Raw genomic sequence first — 16,081 nt, forward strand, 5'->3', positions numbered from 1 at the left:
GTCGCTAACCTGAGTCCGGGCTCGTCACATCCCGCGAGATGAGCCGGGTCAGCCCGGTGTTCTCGACGAGCAGCCGGGCCCCGGCCGGGCTCAGGTGAATTGCGTCGCTGTACAGGATGGGTTTGCCGGGCGGACGTTGCGAGCAAACATTCGACGCACACAGCACCGCGATGGCATCGACCAGCTGCACTTGCGGGAAAGTTGTCTGCAACCGGCTCAGCACGCGACTGTAGGGCGCCGTGGCGCGCTCGACCTGCACGCGATCGCGCTCGGGGTGGCAACGCGTGCTCGGCAATCTGAACGCGCGCAGGAAGCAGGCCGGCGCGGTTGAGAACACTGGAATCTCACCCAGGTAAATGACGCGGGAGTATCGGGTGAGCTCGCTCAACAGGCTGCGCAGCCCGAACTCGAGCGCGGCCTCTTTCGACTCGTCGACGCTCGCGCCCATGCGCGTCAAATGGATTTTGGGATCGTTGATCAGCGATGAATCGTTGCCGATGACCACGACCACCTTGGGCCGGGTTCGATGCACGTACTGGACGAAAGTCTCCCAGACTTCCTGACACTCCTGCTCGTTCGGGTCGTAGCCGCTCAGCCGGACATTCAGCATCGGCGGGCATCCGCCGCGACCGAGCAGCATGACTGAATTTGCCGGCGCGAGGAGGGGCGCGGCGACTTCATAAATGGCGTGTGCCCTCGAATCTCCGATGAACAGGATGGACGGCGGTTGCTCGCTGGTCGTGCGGCAATAGTTGATGGGGGCTTTGGAGTCGAATCGAGTGGGACACAACGCGTCGCGTCTCGGGCCAGCGTGCAGATCCCGAATGTCCGCGTCGAATCGCTGCGCGACGCCGCCCGTGACATAGACGACTACACCTGCCAGCCCCGCGATGGCTGCCGCCGCTGCCAGGCGCAGATTGAAGCGCAGCTCTTTGTGTCTGCGGATCGGCAGCTCGATGTAACGATAGGTGAGCCACGCGAGCAGGAAGCTCAAGCCCAGCGCGAGCCAACGTAGCGCCAACGGCGGCAGTCCCGCCGCCAGAATGTTCAAGAAGGACAGCAGTGGCCAGTGCCACAAGTACAGCGCATAGCTGATCAGTCCGGTCCACACCAACGGTCGTGAGCCGAGCACCTTGCGTTGAAACCAGCTCTCGCCCGGCGTCGCCAGAATCAGCAGACTGCCGGTCACCGGCAGCAGCGCGGGCCAGCTTGGAAATGGCGTGGTCGTGTCGAATGCCACGAGCGAGGCGAGGATCAATACCAGTCCGGTCAATGGCAGAAGATTGCCGGAGGCGACTGCACGCTTCGATCGCTCCATCACCAATGCCAGCAGACAACCCGCGCCCAGCTCCCAGAAGCGAGACACGGGCCAATAGAAGTTCGCAACCGGCGCCGCTTGCGACAGGCCCACGCTGAGCACGAAGGAGCCGAGCACCAGGATCGAGAGAATGACGAGCAGGGCGCTCTTGCGTTTCCAGAGCACGACCAGGACGGCGGGCCACACCAGATAGAATTGTTCTTCGATGCCCAGCGACCACAGATGCAACAGCGGCTTGAACTCAGCGGCGGTATCGAAGTAGCCGCTTTCACGCCACAGTGCGAAGTTCGCGAGGAACGCGGCGGCTGCCGTTGCATGCTTGCCGAGTTGTTTGAATTCATTCGGCAACAACAAGAACCAGCCGAGCGCCAGCGTCGTTGCCAGCACCAGGATCAGCGCAGGAAACAAACGCCGCACACGCCGCCAGTAAAAGTCGGCGAACGAGAAGTCCGCGTGCATCAGCTGGCGCGCGATGATGCTGGTGATCAGAAAACCGGAGATGACAAAGAATACGTCGACACCGACGTAGCCTCCGGACACGGTTTCCGGGAACGCATGAAATCCGAGCACGGCGAGCACCGCCACCCCTCGTAACCCGTCGACTGCGGGACGATAGTGGAAGTACTTGGCGTGCCCCGCTGACTGGACGTCAGGGCGCATGGCCAGGACCCTCTTCGACGCGAGAGAAAGTTTCGAGAGCGCGGAGAGTCGTGTACTACGGTGGCGAGGAGAGGCACGCGGCGCCAGAAGAGCCGGGCGCGAGCAGTGCCGAACAGCTGGTGTTGCTCAGCATCGGACGATCTTGCGAGCGATGCTGTTCACCGATGGTGGAGAAGCGGGCAGGGACACGAAGGGTATGGCGGCCTTTGCGTCGGCGCCAGATCGATTTGCGCAGCAGCTGCACACAGATGATCGATTGAGGTGCGCAGTTCGTCATGAAACGTGCAACGTCTCCTCTTCGCGAAGGTTCCTGCACGTTGTGCGGGCGGCGATCTATCTACACGGGCGCGTCGTATCCTTTACCGGCCGGTGTGTCGAACTGATTCGCCAGCCTGGCGTACTCGGGCGGGTACAGCTGCGTCACTTCGAACTGGCCACTGGTGCGGTCGGTTACCGCATCGATGGTCTGTCGCAGAATCATCGCGTGGCCTCGCAGATTCCACTTGCCCTCGATCTGCTCGACCAGGAATACGCGCGTGGGCCTGAGGTTGTACAGCCGCCGGCCCGCGATCGAAAAGTCATAAACGCCACCGACACGAATGTCGACGGGAAAGCCGGCGCCGCGCTCGAGCTTGAGCGTGTCGTTGAGTTCGATGAGATGTCCCATGCGCCGATTCTAGCCGGCCGGCCATGAAGAAACGCTTTGGTCGCTCGAAATCCGCTAAAGTAGGCGTCTGGGGGAGGGGAGTCAGGATCGATCGATGTCGTTGTTCTCACGCTTTCGCAAGCCGCCATCACCGTCAGTTCCCGTGAAACCGCCGGAGACTGTCGCGCCCAAGGCTCCAGAGCCGCTCGCGCCTGAGGCCGCCTTGGCCTCCGCGCAGGAAGAGCAGAGTTTGCAGGCCGCCATTGCGGCCGGCGATACGCAGGCGATCGCCAGGCTGGTCATCGACGGCGCGTCGACAAAGATCAGACAACTGGCGGCGGAAGCCATCGACGATCCGGCGCAGATCCGCCAGCTCATCCGGGATGCCCGCGGCGGCAAGGACAAGAGCGTCTACAAGATTCTGACTCATAAGCGCGATCTGCTCCTGGCACAGGAACGCGAGGTCGAGCACCTGCACGCCGAAGTGGCCGCCGCGGCCGCCGCCATCGAGAAGCACAGCCATCGCGCGTTCGATCCCATGTTCACGCCGACTCTGGAGCAGCTCGAGAGCCGCTGGCAGGCGGTGGCCGAACATGCAGCTCCGGATATCGCCGAGAAAGCTCGCCAGGCCATCGACAGGGCGCGAGAAACCATCGCTCAACATTTGCGACAGATCGCGGCCGAAGCCGCACGCCAGCTGGCCGCCGCCAACGCGGCCACCCAGGCTCAGCTCCAGCGGGAGCAGGACGAGAAGGCGGCCGCAGCCGCTGCTACCGAGCGTGCTCAGGTTCAGGAAGCCGAGCATAAGGCGGAAACGGAGAAGCACGACGCCGAGGCCAAGGCACTCCGCCAGATCGGCGGATTGGTTCGCAAGGCCCACGGTGCCCTCGCGGCCGGCAGCAGCAAGACGGCGGCGGGTCTGCGTCGAGGCATCGAGGACAAGCTCGCGCACGCACCGGCGCTGCCGGCGCATCTCGCCAATCAGCTCCGCCAGCTCGATGAGAAGCTGCAGGAGCTGAAGGATTGGAAGAGCTTCTCGGTCGCCCCCAAGCGCATCGAGCTCATCGAACGAATGGAGTCGCTGATCGGCGCCACCCTGCATCCCACGGCGCTCGCGGGGCACATCAAGGACCTGCAGGAACAATGGCGCACGCTGAGCAAAGGCGCGGGCGAGAACGGCGAGGCGGAGTGGCAGCGTTTCCATGAAGCCGCACAGAAGGCGTTTCAGCCGTGCCGTGAGTTTTTCGAAGCCCAGGACAAGGTCAAGGAAGAGAATCTGCGCCTGCGCGGCCTGTTGTTCGAGCGGCTCGCCGCTTTCGAGGCGCAACACAATTGGGAGCAGCCGGATTGGCGCAACGTGATTACCGCGGTCCGCGAATCCCGACAGCTCTGGCGTGAACACTCACCCGTCGATCCCGTGGCAGCCGAGGAACTGCAGGGGCGTTTCAATGCGTTGACGGCGGCTCTGCAAAGCCGAATCGACGTCGAGTACGCACGCAACGTCAAGGAAAAGAAGTCCCTGATCGAACGCGCTCGCGCGCTGGCCGGTTCAGCGGAGACCCGCCGGGCCATCGACGAGGTCAAGCGGCTGCAGGAGCAGTGGAAGGACATCGGCCCGGTGTCGCGCGACGACGATCGCAAGCTCTGGGAGGAATTCCGGAAACACTGTGACGCGTTGTTTCAGAAGCGACAGCAGGAATTCGCCACCCAGCACGCGGCGCTGGATTCCAACAAGTCGCAGGCCGTCGGCTTGTGTGAAGAGGTGGAGAAGATCGCCGAGCTCTCCGGTCAGGAACTGCTCGAGGGTGCGAAAAAACTCCCCGACCTGCGCGCCTCGTTCGATGCAATCGAGGAATTGCCCAAGGCCAATGCGCGTCAACTGCAGTCCCGATTCGAGCGTGCCTTCGAGCGTTGTCGCAAGGCCGTCGCTCAACAGCATGCCCGCGAAGCAGAGGAGGGCTGGGCCGCTTTGCTCGATGCCTCAAATGCCGTGCGCGCTCATCGACTGGCGCTCGTTCAAGATGCCGCTGACCGCGACTCGCTGAGGGAGGCCGCCGAGGCTCAATTGACTCGCCCCATCAAGTGGCCCAAGCGGGGGCTGGACGTGTTGAAGCACGCGCTCGCTCAACCCGGCAGCACCGATCTCGCCACGAGCGAGCTGGCACTGCGAACCCTCTGCGTGCGCGCCGAGATCCTCACCGATTCACCAACACCCTCCGCCGACCAGACGCTTCGTCGCGAGTATCAAGTGAAGCGCCTCATGCAAAGCATGGGTCAAGGCATCAAATCCGAGGAAGGCCTCGATGCGCTAACCCTCGAATGGCTGGCCGTTGGCCCCATCGAAGAAGGCACGTACTTACAGCTGCTGGAGCGCTTCAAGAGCTGTCGGGGGAAGGCGCTGTAGTTCAGCTGCCACCCATCGCTCAAAAAGTGTAATATCCCGCGCCCGCGAACGAGTCAGCGGTCGCCCCGATCGGCGCCGTGCTCATCGACTCAACGCGGAACTCTCCGCACAACAATGACTTAGTCCCCAAAGTTGTCGTAAAGTGTGCGGCCGTGTAGCATCGATTTCAGTGTCGGGACGTGGCGCAGCCTGGTAGCGCACTTGCATGGGGTGCAAGGGGTCGCGAGTTCGAATCTCGCCGTCCCGACCAATTCATTCAACGATTTAGAACGACGAGCTTTTCGCGGTATCTCTCAGCCAAGGGTACAGAGTCGTCCGCTCCTGCCTTCGCTCATCTCACGCTCGACCGCGAAGAGCACTACGCACCCAACACCGGGCCAGAGGCCACGACTGAGCGTTCAAGGCACTATGGGCAAGTCGCTCAGTGCACTACGCGTCGGCCTTGGCGCGTGGCTTCAAGCGGAAGCCGATGCCGAGGCGGTTGATCGCGTTCATCGCGGCAATGGTCAGCGTAAGGTCCACCAGGTCCTTCTCCGAAAAGGCCGCCGCCGCTGCCGCATACGCTTCGTCAGAGGCGTGCGTTTCGCTGACGCGGGTCACTTCCTCGGCCCAGGCTAGAGCAGCGCGCTCCTGCTCCGAGAACAGGTACGCAGCCTCATGCCAGACTGGCACGAGAACTACAGTATCGACCGACATCCCCTCCTTGATCAGGTCGCGCGTGTGGATGTCGATGCAATGTGCGCAGCCGTTGATCTGAGAGACCCGCAGGAACACCAAGTGGATTAGCCTGGCGGGCAGTGCCGTACCCGTCGTGACGAAGTGATGGAGCGCCCCTACGGCCTTGGCACCCTCGGGAGAGACAGAAAACCAGTTAGCGCGTTTCATGCTTTCACAGCCTTGCTCAGAGAAGTTGATGAGTTGGCACATGCCAGTCGATCCAACTGCTAGACGAGCGAGGGTAGGGCGTTGTGACGGGCCAGACTAGGAAAAGCGCGCTCTTCTTTGAAGGCACGAATCAGGGAGTCGTGCCAGGCGGCGCCGGCTATGCTGAGGCTCAAGCGTCCATCGCCATGTCCAATCCTTTATCCCTGACTAATCGCCGAAAGGCCGAGCCCGCTATCGTCTCTCGGTTGCCTTGCGTAGCATGACTGCCGTCTCGATTCCGGTCGCACGGCTGACGCAACATATAAATCAGATTGTCCACCTTGCGCGGGCTGCGCATCGGCCGTGGATCCCGACGGCGCCTTCCTGGATGCCTCCGATCGATACACGTGCGGGCCGCCGTTACTCACGCGCCCCCAAGTAGACGGGCCATTCGGCCGTTAGTCCGCGGTGAGCATCGCGAGTCACGGTATCGGCGAGCACCTCGGACTCACCGGCTTCCAGCGCTGCAAGAGTTTGCTGCACGATTTCTTCCGGCGTGCTTTTCGGCCCGGGAACGTTGCGCGTCATGTCAGTGTCGATGAATCCGGCATGCAGCGACAGAAGCTGCGTGCCCTGTGCCTTCAGCTCGTGCCTGAGCGCGTTGCTTATTGCCCAACCCGCGGCCTTCGACGCACTGTAGGCGCCACTGCGGCCCGGCAGCGTGACCCAACTTAGCACGGAGAGCACATTGATAACGGCACCACCGCCGTTCGCCAGGAGCACTGGTGCGAACGCCTGCGCCAATCGCAACGGGCCGATCGTATTGGTATCGAACAGCCGCTGCAAAGAATCGACGGCGTTTGCTGCCAGCACCGGTCCCATCTCGCTGATGCCGGCGTTGTTCACGAGCAGCGTAACGTCGGTGAGTTCCCGCGCAAGATTGGCGATCTGCTCCGGGCGTGTCACATCCAATTGCACCGGCACGGCCCCCGGCACGTTGACTGTATTGGGATCGCGCGCCCCCGCGTAAACTTTAGCCGCGCCACTTGCGAGCAGCCCACGAGCGAACGCAGCGCCGAGCCCACGATTGGCGCCGGTCACCAGGACGACCGAACTTTTGATCTTCATCACAGATGACCTCATGCGTGATATTGACGAACTCGATCGCGGTGGCGAGGCTTCAGCTGTTGGCGAGAACGCGCCGACGCCGCGATTCGTTGACTGCAAGGCCTGGCCATACGGACCCCTTCAGCTAAGCCACCTCGATGCTCAGAAAATCGATCGCGACCGCCACGCGGTTGCGAAGCGGACGATTGTCGGGTCCACAAGCAAACACCCGGCGCCGCGTCGGAATGACGATCCCGCCAAATGAGGCAGGATCCGTCGCGTAATTCGCGCTCGCGGTGCCACCCATGATCTCGACGCTGTAGTCGTGGCGTTTGAGGAGGCCGGAGCGGTCAAAGTAGAGCGTTTGTTCGGTGCTATGGCTGTGCACGTTCGAAGGAAACCTCACCTTCAAGCGGCGCCATGTTTCACCGTCCTCATCCCAAGGCTCGATTTCCTCAGTTCGAAATCCGGGAAGCTTGAAGAGAAACGGCGTGGTCAAGTAGGTCCACATTGCGTAGCCCGCGAAGTAGATCAATTGATGAGTGTCCCAGCGCGTCGCGATGCTGTGCCCCTCGAAAGATCTCCTGGGCGCCTCGCGCTGTTCGATGATCTTTCCATCGTCGGACACGAGCATGGTGCGATCGGGCTCGTAGACGCCATGCCGCGCGTCACCGCCCGGTCGCGAGTACGCCGTGTGCTGTCTGTGCGGATCGATCTCGAAGCGCGCTTCGGCGAACGCATCCGGCCATCCTTTGAGTTGCCAGATCGTGCCCCCAACTGAGACGTGCGCGTTGATACTCCTCAACAGCTGCCACCGCTCCCAGCCCCCATGTGCCGCGATGGCAAGTTCCAGTAGATCGCTCATGTTCACCCACCCAATGTCCAGGCGCCGCAGATAGGTTTAAATTTGCAACCTGTCGACAGCGTGGCACAGGTGGTTTAAATTTGCAACCAGGCGATCATGTCGAACGGGCTTCCAATGAAAGGCAAACGCACCGACTTGAGTGGGGTCCACTGCGCTATCGCGCGCTCTTTGGAGATCGTGGGCGACTGGTGGTCGCTGCTCATCATCCGGGATGCATTCCGAGGCCACAAACGGTTCGGCGAGTTTCACAAGAGTCTTGGGCTGGCGAAGAACATCCTATCGGCTCGCCTCAAGAAGCTGGTCGACGCGCAGATTCTGTCGGTCGAAGCGGATGCTGAATCAGCGAGTCACCGCTACGTGCTGACGCCTAAAGGCGAATCGCTCCACCCCATTCTCGTTGCGCTCTGGCAATGGGGCGAGGAGCATTGCTTCGAAGGAGACGAGCTCAAGTTCGTCATGGCCGATGCGGTGCAGGGTAAGGCGCTCCTCAAGATGCAGCCGACGAGTCAGGACGGCCGAGTTCTGCGGCCACGCGACGTTCGCCTATTGCCGCGCAATGCCGCCGCAATCTCTCACGCTTCTCGCGAGTCCATCGGGCGTCGCAAGACCGGAGCGACCCGGTCCTAAACTCCCGACCGTGCCGGCAGCGACCTCGTCACCCAAACGAGCCACAAGCTCGAGACCATCGTAGCCAGCGTCAGGACGCACCGTCCGCCTACGCGAACCGAGACTGTGAATATGCCACTGTACTTTATAACATTCCTGGCCACGCTCGCCGTCTCGCTCCTCCTGTATGTGTGGGCTTTAGTATCTGTGGTGATCAAACGACCGCTGCCACGATTCATTCACGGAGAGTTTGCCGCGAGCCAACTGCAGGCTGTGGGGATTGCCTTGCTATGGGTCAACGTTGGCGTTGGTTGGTTGCTGTTTTTTAACGTGTACCGCATCCATGTCGACATGAGCGCGCTCGGCGACTTGGCCTTCCAGGCGTTTAGTCGCGGCTACACGAGGCGGCTGCCGATCGTGGTGCTGCCTTACGGCGCGGCCTGTCTGGCGTGGGTGCTCGCGCTATGGAGCGCGCCTGCCCGGATCTCCCGCCGAGCACTTTGGGGCATAGCCACGCTCTGTGTAGTCTCGATCATCAGCACTCCGTGGGCTGCGGGGGCACAGGATGAAATGCAAGCTCACGGATACACTGAGCACGCCTACTTGCAACTCCAGACCTCGCATTTGGTACGCACGATCGCCGTTACCATGGCGGCCGTGTGGGCACTTGCAGAAGGGTGGCGCTTGCCGAAGCTCGGAGATTCTATGGGGAGATCGTGACAGGGCAGCATTTCTATCATCCTGCTGCTGAGGTTTTCGATTCCCCGCGTGTCCTACCTCTGTCCTGGCCGAATTCGGCTGGGTGGCCAGACGGTCGAACGGGTACCGTGTTGCCAGAACAAACGGGTTCTCGGGGGGATTGAGGTCGATTCCGGGCGTGGACAGATTCGTCAGTCATCTTCATAGCCTGCGTCAGAGGCTGCGTCGCAGAGGTCGCACTCGGGAGGAGGCGGAGGACCTGGCGCAGGCAGCCATCTTGCGCGTTCTCGAGTACTGCCAACGCGGGGGCGAGGTGCAGGCGCCGGAGGCTGTGGTCGCTCGTGCGGCCATGAACCTGTCGATCAACGAGCATCGTCGCTCACGCCGCCATCTGTTCGTGGCGGAAGCCGTCGAGGATCTGCCGCTCGTCGGCCAGAATCCCTTGCCCGAGGACATCATTGCAGCGGACGAGTGCCTGGCGCGCATGCAAGCGGCGCTCAGCTCGGTCAGCGAGCGCACTCGCGAGGTGTTTCTATTGCATCGGGTCGCAGGTTGGAGCTACAGCGAGATCGCGCGCCGGCTGGGCATCACCGAGAGCGCCGTGGAAAAGCAAATCGCCAAAGCGTCGCTGATCCTGCTCGATGCAGCGAGAGGAAAGCAGGAATGACTATGGACAGGCAAGATCGAATGCAGCCCTCGGAAGAGGCGCTGGCCGAGGCGGCGGCCTGGCTCGCGCGATTGCATCGACCGCGACGCACGCCCCAGGACGATGCGGGTTTTCGCCGTTGGCTGGAGGAAGAGCCTTCGCATGGCCGTGCGTGGGCGATGGCCTCGGACATGTGGGAGAACGCGAATCGCTTGTCGCTGAATGTCGCTGCAGCTGTCCCGCCGGCGGCGCGGTCGCGTCTCCGCGTGTGGTATGCAGCCGCGGCGTCTGTCGTCGTGGCAATTCTCATGGTCGCTGCAATCTCTCAGCGCAATCCCATCATCTCGACCGCGGTCGGCGAACAACGTGTCATGACCTTGCAGGACGGTACCCGTCTGTCCTTGAACACCAATACGCGCGTCCAAGTGAAAATGACTCGTGACGTTCGCAATGTGACTCTGCTCTCCGGCGAGGCGTTGTTCGAGGTGGCCAAGCGGCCTGCATGGCCCTTTGTCGTCGAAGCGGGCACGCGAACCGTGACTGCGCTCGGCACGGCGTTCGTCGTGCGCAAGGAAGAACAGCGCGTGGCCGTCACACTGGTCGAAGGCAAGATTGCCATCGACGACTTGCAACGCGAGCGGCCCGCCAGCGCGCCTTTGGCGACGTTGCAGCCCGGAGAGCGGATGATCTTTGCCGCCGACCGCAAACCGCAGCGGGACAAACCACCCCTGGACAGCATCGTGGCGTGGCAGCGCGGCCAGGCAGTCTTCGACAACATTCGGCTCGTCGATGCGATCGCGGAGATGAACCGATACAACGGCGTGATGCCGTTAGCCGTCGCCGATCCCGCGATGGCCGACCTGCCGGTGAGTGGCATCTTCCGGCTCGGCGATTCAGCGAGCTTCGCACGCGCCGTCGCATTCACCTATGGATTGGAGGTTGTCGAAGACAGCACGCGCATCGTGTTGACCGGTACGCACGCCACGGCAGGCGATGAAAAGTCCGGGGCCGCGTCGAAACAAGAGTGAGCGCCGAGACCGCGAGTCGAGGTCAAGGAGGACGCTGTCGAGAAAGTTTCATTTCCGAGCTGAGGTTTGTCACCGCGCCCGTGTCTAGGGGCACAGCGAAGCAAATAAAAACATTCGCTGGGAGGGTGACGATGATTACGCGATTGGCATCTCGTTCGCTGGCTGCTGCGATCTGCAGCGCGCTGCTGGCTTCGGCGCCATGCACGGCTCAGGCCGATGGCACCTGGACTTTCAAATTGCCGGCACAGTCGCTGGCGGACGCGTTGCGCGCCGTCGGCGGGCGGGCATCGACCAATGTTTTCTTCGAGCCGCGCCTGGTCGCGGACTATCAGGCGCCGGCGCTCGATGGCGAGCTCACTGTGGGGCAGGCGCTTGGGCAGCTCTTGCGAGGCACCGGGCTCACGTTCCGTTACCTCGACGACAACACGATCACCATCGTTCAACAGCAAGCGGGCAGCGGCGGCAGCAGCGGACCCGCGACGGTGCCGGCCTCCGCAACGAGCTTGAATCAAAGCTTCGGGCGATTCAGGTTGGCGCAGGCCGATGAGAGTGCGACGAGCGAGACTCGTGGAGCCGCGCACCGCGAGGAGGAAGAAATCGTCGTCACCGGTTCGCGCCTCGGACGCAGCAGCGTGGAAGGGGCGGTACCGGTGCAGGTATACGATCGCGAGCGGATCGAGCGCAGCGGCCAGACGACCGTCACCGATTTCTTGAATACTCTGCCGCAAGTGTCGGTCTCCACGCCGGAGAACTCCGGCGTGTATGCGGGGCAGACGACCATCCAGTTGCGTGGACTGCCGAAGGGAACCACGTTGGTGTTGATCAACGGCCGCCGGTTGCAGAATGGCGGTGCCACGGCGTACTACGGCGGCTATTTCGATCTGAACAATATTCCCGCGGCCGCCGTCGAGCGCATCGAGATCGTGCCGCAGGGCTCCTCGGCGATCTACGGCTCGGATGCATTGGCCGGCGTCGTGAACATCATCCTGAAGAAGGATTTCGATGGCGTGCAGGCCAACGCCCACTATGGTGGCGGTTCGGGCATCGACGATAAATCCCTGGATTTCGCGCTCGGCCAAAGCTGGGATCGTGCTTCGTTCTCGCTCATCGGCTCGTACTACGAGCGTTCCGAGCTGGCCAACTCGGAGCGCTACGTGACGGGTAACGATGCTCTGGGCGTACGCACCGATCGTTGCAGCCCTGGCACGGTGACGTCGACGAACGGCGGCGCTTTGCCCGGACTGAGTTCATCGTTCGCGGCAATTTCGCCGGGCGTGAGCGGTGAGCCGACGCTCGCCGATTTCACCGCCGGCACGCGCGCCGATTGTCGCCTGTATGCGGACGGCAACGTCATTCCTCCGGCGGAGCGCGCCAGCGTGTTCGCTTCGGGTACGTTGCGTCTGGCGTCGAACGTCGAGCTGTTCGCCGAGCTGATGTACTCGCACAGCGAGCAAACCACCTGGTATTACTATCCGACGCAGATCAATCGACGGGTGCCGGCTTCCAACGCTTTCAATCCGTTCGGCGTCGACGTGCTGGTCAGTAACAAGCTGGTCTCGCCGGGTACCAAGCGGGTTTATGACGGTGAAGCGGAGTTCGTCCGCCCGTTGCTCGGTGTGCGCGGCGAGTTCGGGCGGAGCTGGCATTGGGAAGCGGCGGCCTGGGAGTCTCGGGACAAGAGCAATTACACACAGGCCGGTAACTATCTCGACAGCGTTGCGTTGACTCAGGCGCTGGCGTCTGCCGAGCCGACGACGGCGCTGAACATGTTCTCCGACTCGAATCCGGGTTCGGTCGCGCTGTTGCGCTCGATCTATCAGGACGATCACACCGAGAACCGCGGCGAGGCGCAGGTGGTGAACGCGTTCGTCAAAGGCTCGCTGTTCGATCTGCCGGGCGGGGCGGTGGAGATGGCATTCGGCGGTGAATACACCAGCAACGAATTGATCTGGCTGAACGACCGTAACGCCCAATCCAACTTCAGATATGACCGCGATACGAAGTCGGTCTTCGCCGAAGTGCGTGTGCCGCTGATTGGCAGCAAACGACCGTTGGCCGGCGATGTGATGGCACTCACGGCGGCGGCACGCTACGACGACTACAGCGACTTTGGCAGCAACGTGACTCCTCAATACGCGCTCGAATGGCGTCCGTTCGACACGCTGCTGTTGCGAGCCTCGTACGCCGAAGCATTCAAGGCACCGGGGCTGGTGCAGGTGTACGGACCGCTGCGTTTGTATCAGGGCAATTGTTGCGTCATCGATCCGTTGAACGGCGGCGCTTCGGTGTCGTTCGACGATATTTCGGGCGGCAATCCGGATCTGCAGCCGGAACTGGGCGAGTCGCGCGCGCTGGGCTTCGTCTGGTCGCCGACGGCCATCGATGGATTGACGACCTCGGTCACTTATTGGGAGCTGCAACAGAGCAACCGGGCCACGCAGCTGTCCACGCCGCAAACGTTCGTCGATTATCCCGATCTGTTTCCAGGCCGGGTCATTCGAGATCCGGTCACCAACCAGATTCAGACCATCGACCTCAGCTTCCTGAACTTCGGCGAGGTGAATGTCGAGGGCCTGGACGTCGATGTGAGTTATCGGTGGCGGACGCGAGCCGGCGACTTCGTGCCGGCCGTGGCGCTGGCGGAGATCTTCGAGTATCGCAGCGAGCTCGTTCCGGGCGCGCCCGCCAGGGATCGACTCGGTCATGCGGATGAAACCGAGGCTTGGGCGCCGCGTCGCAAAGGCTCGGTGTCGCTGGGCTGGTCGATGGGTTCGTATTCCGCCAACGCCAACGCACGCTACGTCAGCAGCTACACCGACTATCAATACCTCGGCCCGACGACGCGTCAGCTCGGCGATTTCTGGATGTTCGATCTCGCCGCCCGCTACGAGCTCGACCTGGCGCATCGCTTCATCGAGAACGCCTTCGTGCAGCTGTCGGTGGTGAACCTGGCGAATTCGCTGCCGCGCTGGTCGGCATTCAATGCCGGCAGCAAAGGCTATGACCCCACGCAGTACGACATCCGCGGGCGCTTCGTCTCGCTGAACTTCGGGTTCAAGCTGTAAGGAGCCCGCGATGAAGGACTCGATTGCACGGTATGGGATCGTGTGGCTCGCGTGCGCGCTCGGTTTGCCGGCGCACGCGTTCGAGCTCGACGACTACTTCACGGGTCGTCGGGTCACCGACGTGGCGTTGTCTTCGGATGGCAAGGAGTTGATCTACGCCGTTGCGAATGGAGTCATGGCCGCCAGCGATGCGCCGGCAGCGACGGTATATCTCCAGGCGCTGGCTGGCGATTCCGAGCCCACAGTGGTCGCGGCATTGTCCGGCGCGGCGAAGCTGCGCTGGATCCCTGGCCGACGTCAGCTGTCGTTTGTTTGCAAGCAGCCGAAAGCGGCGCAGCTATGCTCATACGATATCGCGAGCGGCAGGACGACGGTGCTGACGGACAGCGACGAGGCGGTGGAGAAGTATTCGTTCTCCTCGGACGGCAAGACGCTGGCTTATATGTCGAGGCAAGCCGCCGAGCCGACGACATCGCTCTACCGACGCCTGCTCAATGATGAGCCCGGGGTCGTGATCGACACCGATACGTTGTCGGTCTACGACTTCGTCGACCCCACTCATGCCACGGCGCAATTTCCGCCGCCGGCGACGCTATGGATCAAGGATGCGAGCGGGCAAGTATCGCGGGTACCGGTGCCGGGCGAGCCGGGCGGCTTCAGCGGCGCATTTCAGCTGTCCTCGGACGGAGCGCTGCTGTCGGTGATGTATGTGTCCGCCGATCTTCCGAAGTCGCTGATGGGCGGATACACGCGCACCAGCCTGGGTGTTTTCGAGCGCGCCTCGGGTGACTTTCGCATCATCGGCAAGGCAACCGATCCAAAGGGCGCCACGCCCGGCGTGATATTCCGTGGCGGCGAATGGATTCCTGGTGAGCATCGCCTGCTGGTGCTTCGCGCATTCGAGATGGAGTCCGATCCCTGGGTCGGCGAGACGTTTCCGGACTGGACGGTCATCGGTGCGCGTGAGCCGCTGCCGCAGACACCTACCAGTTGGCACAACGTCGAAACCTATCACTCGACGTTCTTTGCTTTGAGCGATCGGCGCATCCTGCACGAGACCACGCATCGGGGGATCGCCTCGCTGTATCAGCTATCGGGCGCCAGTGTGCAACCGGCCTCGTATGTCGCCGCTGTGGATGGCAGCAACTCGATGTTCTCGTTCAGCGCGGACGCAAAGACGGTCGCCTTCGTGAACTCGAGTCTCACCAGGCTGCAGGAGATCTATGTCAGCAACGCGCAGGGGCGGGCGCGCAAGCTCACGCGGCTCAATGACGAGATTTCCAGGCGCGTGACGTTCGAGGCACGCGAGGTCACGTGGGCGAGCGACGATGGCACGGTGGCGCAAGGTTGGTTGTTGGAACCGCCCGCGTCGAAGCGTCCTTGGCCGATGCTGACTCACGTACATGGCGGTCCGGGTGTCGCGATGACCGATTCGTTCGGGCCCTACGCGGCGCTGTGGACTTATCCGCTGGAAATGCTGGCCGAGCGTGGTATCGCCGTGTTCCTGCCGAACTATCGCGGCACCATGACGTTTGGACGCAAGTTCGCTCAGCCTGGCGCCAACAACAAACAGCCGGTGGAGGACATTCTCAGCGGCATTCAAAGTCTGCTCGACCGCGGCATCGCCGATCCAGACATTCTGGGCATCAGCGGCCACAGTCACGGCGGCTGGCTCGGGCCGCTGGCCCTGGCACGCGGGCAGCAGCGAGGCCTGAGATTCCTGGCCGGCTCATTCGCCGAAGGCATGACCAATCGGGTCATGATGTATGCGCTGATGAGTGGCGACCTGAATCGCCAGGTCCACGACCCGCTCAGCGGTGGCAGCTTCTTCGATGCGCCCGGGCGCTATCTCGAAGACAGCCCGGAGCTCGCGTTTCGGGGGCTGTCGACCGCGGTGCTGTTCGAGGCCGGCGCGACCAGTCTGGGCATCGGGCTGATGAGCGCACCGAAAGCGGCTCGACATTTTGGCTTGCCGGCCGAATACATCATCTATCCGCGGACCAGCCACAATCCGTTTCTGACGCGGATTCAGCGCGAGGTCGCGCAGCGCAATCTCGACTGGTTCGAGTTCTGGATGCTCGGCCGCGTCGACCCCGCGCCCGTCAAGGCAGAACAGTATCGGCGCTGGTCCGCCGCTCGAATCGACCCACGATCCTGACCGTTTTCTTCGAGG

The 16,081-nt window shown here is 62.5% G+C and carries 12 protein-coding genes and 1 tRNA gene; 8 read left to right on the forward strand and 5 right to left on the reverse strand.

Features of this window, described 5'->3' with window-relative positions:
* Positions 1 to 4: 4 nt before the first annotated feature.
* Positions 5 to 1,978 carry an acyltransferase family protein gene (locus EKO19_RS25465; protein ID WP_129779822.1) on the reverse strand — a complete coding sequence of 658 codons (1,974 nt, stop codon included), beginning with the start codon at positions 1,976 to 1,978 and terminating at the stop codon, positions 5 to 7.
* 337 nt (positions 1,979 to 2,315) lie between these two features.
* A complete protein-coding gene (locus EKO19_RS25470; RefSeq protein WP_129779824.1) occupies positions 2,316 to 2,645 on the reverse strand; it encodes a hypothetical protein in 330 nt (109 codons plus the stop codon).
* 94 nt (positions 2,646 to 2,739) lie between these two features.
* On the opposite strand from EKO19_RS25470, the gene EKO19_RS25475 reads away from it, so the two are divergent.
* Entirely contained in the window at positions 2,740 to 5,028 is a 2,289-nt protein-coding gene (locus tag EKO19_RS25475; RefSeq protein ID WP_129779826.1) for a DUF349 domain-containing protein, read from the forward strand.
* A 173-nt stretch (positions 5,029 to 5,201) separates the two neighbouring features.
* Positions 5,202 to 5,278 (forward strand) — tRNA-Pro (locus EKO19_RS25480).
* Positions 5,279 to 5,457: 179 nt separating this feature from the next.
* On the opposite strand, the gene EKO19_RS25485 is transcribed toward EKO19_RS25480, so the two are convergent.
* The 3 genes from EKO19_RS25485 to EKO19_RS25495 all read right to left on the reverse strand — a co-directional run bounded on the left by EKO19_RS25485 (position 5,458) and on the right by EKO19_RS25495 (position 7,864).
* Complete coding sequence (locus tag EKO19_RS25485) at positions 5,458 to 5,913, reverse strand: carboxymuconolactone decarboxylase family protein (protein WP_129780303.1); 456 nt, start codon at positions 5,911 to 5,913, stop codon at positions 5,458 to 5,460.
* A 399-nt stretch (positions 5,914 to 6,312) separates the two neighbouring features.
* The gene (locus EKO19_RS25490; protein ID WP_129779828.1) at positions 6,313 to 7,020 is read right to left on the reverse strand and encodes an SDR family oxidoreductase; all 708 of its coding nucleotides are present in this window, start codon (positions 7,018 to 7,020) and stop codon (positions 6,313 to 6,315) included.
* A 124-nt stretch (positions 7,021 to 7,144) separates the two neighbouring features.
* A complete protein-coding gene (locus EKO19_RS25495) occupies positions 7,145 to 7,864 on the reverse strand; it encodes a hypothetical protein (protein WP_129779830.1) in 720 nt (239 codons plus the stop codon).
* A 177-nt stretch (positions 7,865 to 8,041) separates the two neighbouring features.
* Here EKO19_RS25495 and EKO19_RS25500 point away from each other — a divergent pair, with 177 nt between their 5' ends.
* The 6 genes from EKO19_RS25500 (at position 8,042) to EKO19_RS25525 (ending at position 16,066) form a co-directional block, all read left to right on the forward strand.
* The gene (locus EKO19_RS25500) at positions 8,042 to 8,491 is read left to right on the forward strand and encodes a winged helix-turn-helix transcriptional regulator (protein WP_246038970.1); all 450 of its coding nucleotides are present in this window, start codon (positions 8,042 to 8,044) and stop codon (positions 8,489 to 8,491) included.
* Positions 8,492 to 8,602: 111 nt separating this feature from the next.
* Positions 8,603 to 9,190 carry a hypothetical protein gene (locus EKO19_RS25505; RefSeq protein WP_129779834.1) on the forward strand — a complete coding sequence of 196 codons (588 nt, stop codon included), beginning with the start codon at positions 8,603 to 8,605 and terminating at the stop codon, positions 9,188 to 9,190.
* Between the two features lie 157 nt (positions 9,191 to 9,347).
* Positions 9,348 to 9,836: an RNA polymerase sigma factor gene (locus tag EKO19_RS25510; RefSeq protein ID WP_157995434.1), complete on the forward strand. Its 489-nt coding sequence runs from the start codon at positions 9,348 to 9,350 to the stop codon at positions 9,834 to 9,836.
* Between the two features lie 2 nt (positions 9,837 to 9,838).
* Positions 9,839 to 10,843: a FecR family protein gene (locus EKO19_RS25515; RefSeq protein ID WP_175597189.1), complete on the forward strand. Its 1,005-nt coding sequence runs from the start codon at positions 9,839 to 9,841 to the stop codon at positions 10,841 to 10,843.
* Positions 10,844 to 10,974: 131 nt separating this feature from the next.
* The gene (locus EKO19_RS25520) at positions 10,975 to 13,908 is read left to right on the forward strand and encodes a TonB-dependent receptor (protein WP_129779840.1); all 2,934 of its coding nucleotides are present in this window, start codon (positions 10,975 to 10,977) and stop codon (positions 13,906 to 13,908) included.
* Positions 13,909 to 13,918: 10 nt separating this feature from the next.
* Complete coding sequence (locus EKO19_RS25525) at positions 13,919 to 16,066, forward strand: S9 family peptidase (protein WP_129779842.1); 2,148 nt, start codon at positions 13,919 to 13,921, stop codon at positions 16,064 to 16,066.
* Positions 16,067 to 16,081: the final 15 nt, after the last annotated feature.

Origin of the sequence: Peristeroidobacter soli (assembly GCF_004138485.1) — a bacterium.
GTDB classification, from domain to species: Bacteria; Pseudomonadota; Gammaproteobacteria; order Steroidobacterales; family Steroidobacteraceae; genus Steroidobacter; species Steroidobacter soli.

Excerpts from the sequence above, each read along its gene's own strand:
- EKO19_RS25465 (WP_129779822.1), bottom strand. The coding sequence starts at position 1,978 with ATGCGCCCTGACGTCCAGTCAGCGGGGCACGCCAAGTACTTCCACTAT.
- EKO19_RS25470 (WP_129779824.1), bottom strand. The coding sequence starts at position 2,645 with ATGGGACATCTCATCGAACTCAACGACACGCTCAAGCTCGAGCGCGGC.
- EKO19_RS25475 (WP_129779826.1), top strand. The coding sequence starts at position 2,740 with ATGTCGTTGTTCTCACGCTTTCGCAAGCCGCCATCACCGTCAGTTCCC.
- EKO19_RS25485 (WP_129780303.1), bottom strand. The coding sequence starts at position 5,913 with ATGAAACGCGCTAACTGGTTTTCTGTCTCTCCCGAGGGTGCCAAGGCC.
- EKO19_RS25490 (WP_129779828.1), bottom strand. The coding sequence starts at position 7,020 with ATGAAGATCAAAAGTTCGGTCGTCCTGGTGACCGGCGCCAATCGTGGG.
- EKO19_RS25495 (WP_129779830.1), bottom strand. The coding sequence starts at position 7,864 with ATGAGCGATCTACTGGAACTTGCCATCGCGGCACATGGGGGCTGGGAG.
- EKO19_RS25505 (WP_129779834.1), top strand. The coding sequence starts at position 8,603 with ATGCCACTGTACTTTATAACATTCCTGGCCACGCTCGCCGTCTCGCTC.
- EKO19_RS25515 (WP_175597189.1), top strand. The coding sequence starts at position 9,839 with ATGGACAGGCAAGATCGAATGCAGCCCTCGGAAGAGGCGCTGGCCGAG.
- EKO19_RS25520 (WP_129779840.1), top strand. The coding sequence starts at position 10,975 with ATGATTACGCGATTGGCATCTCGTTCGCTGGCTGCTGCGATCTGCAGC.
- EKO19_RS25525 (WP_129779842.1), top strand. The coding sequence starts at position 13,919 with ATGAAGGACTCGATTGCACGGTATGGGATCGTGTGGCTCGCGTGCGCG.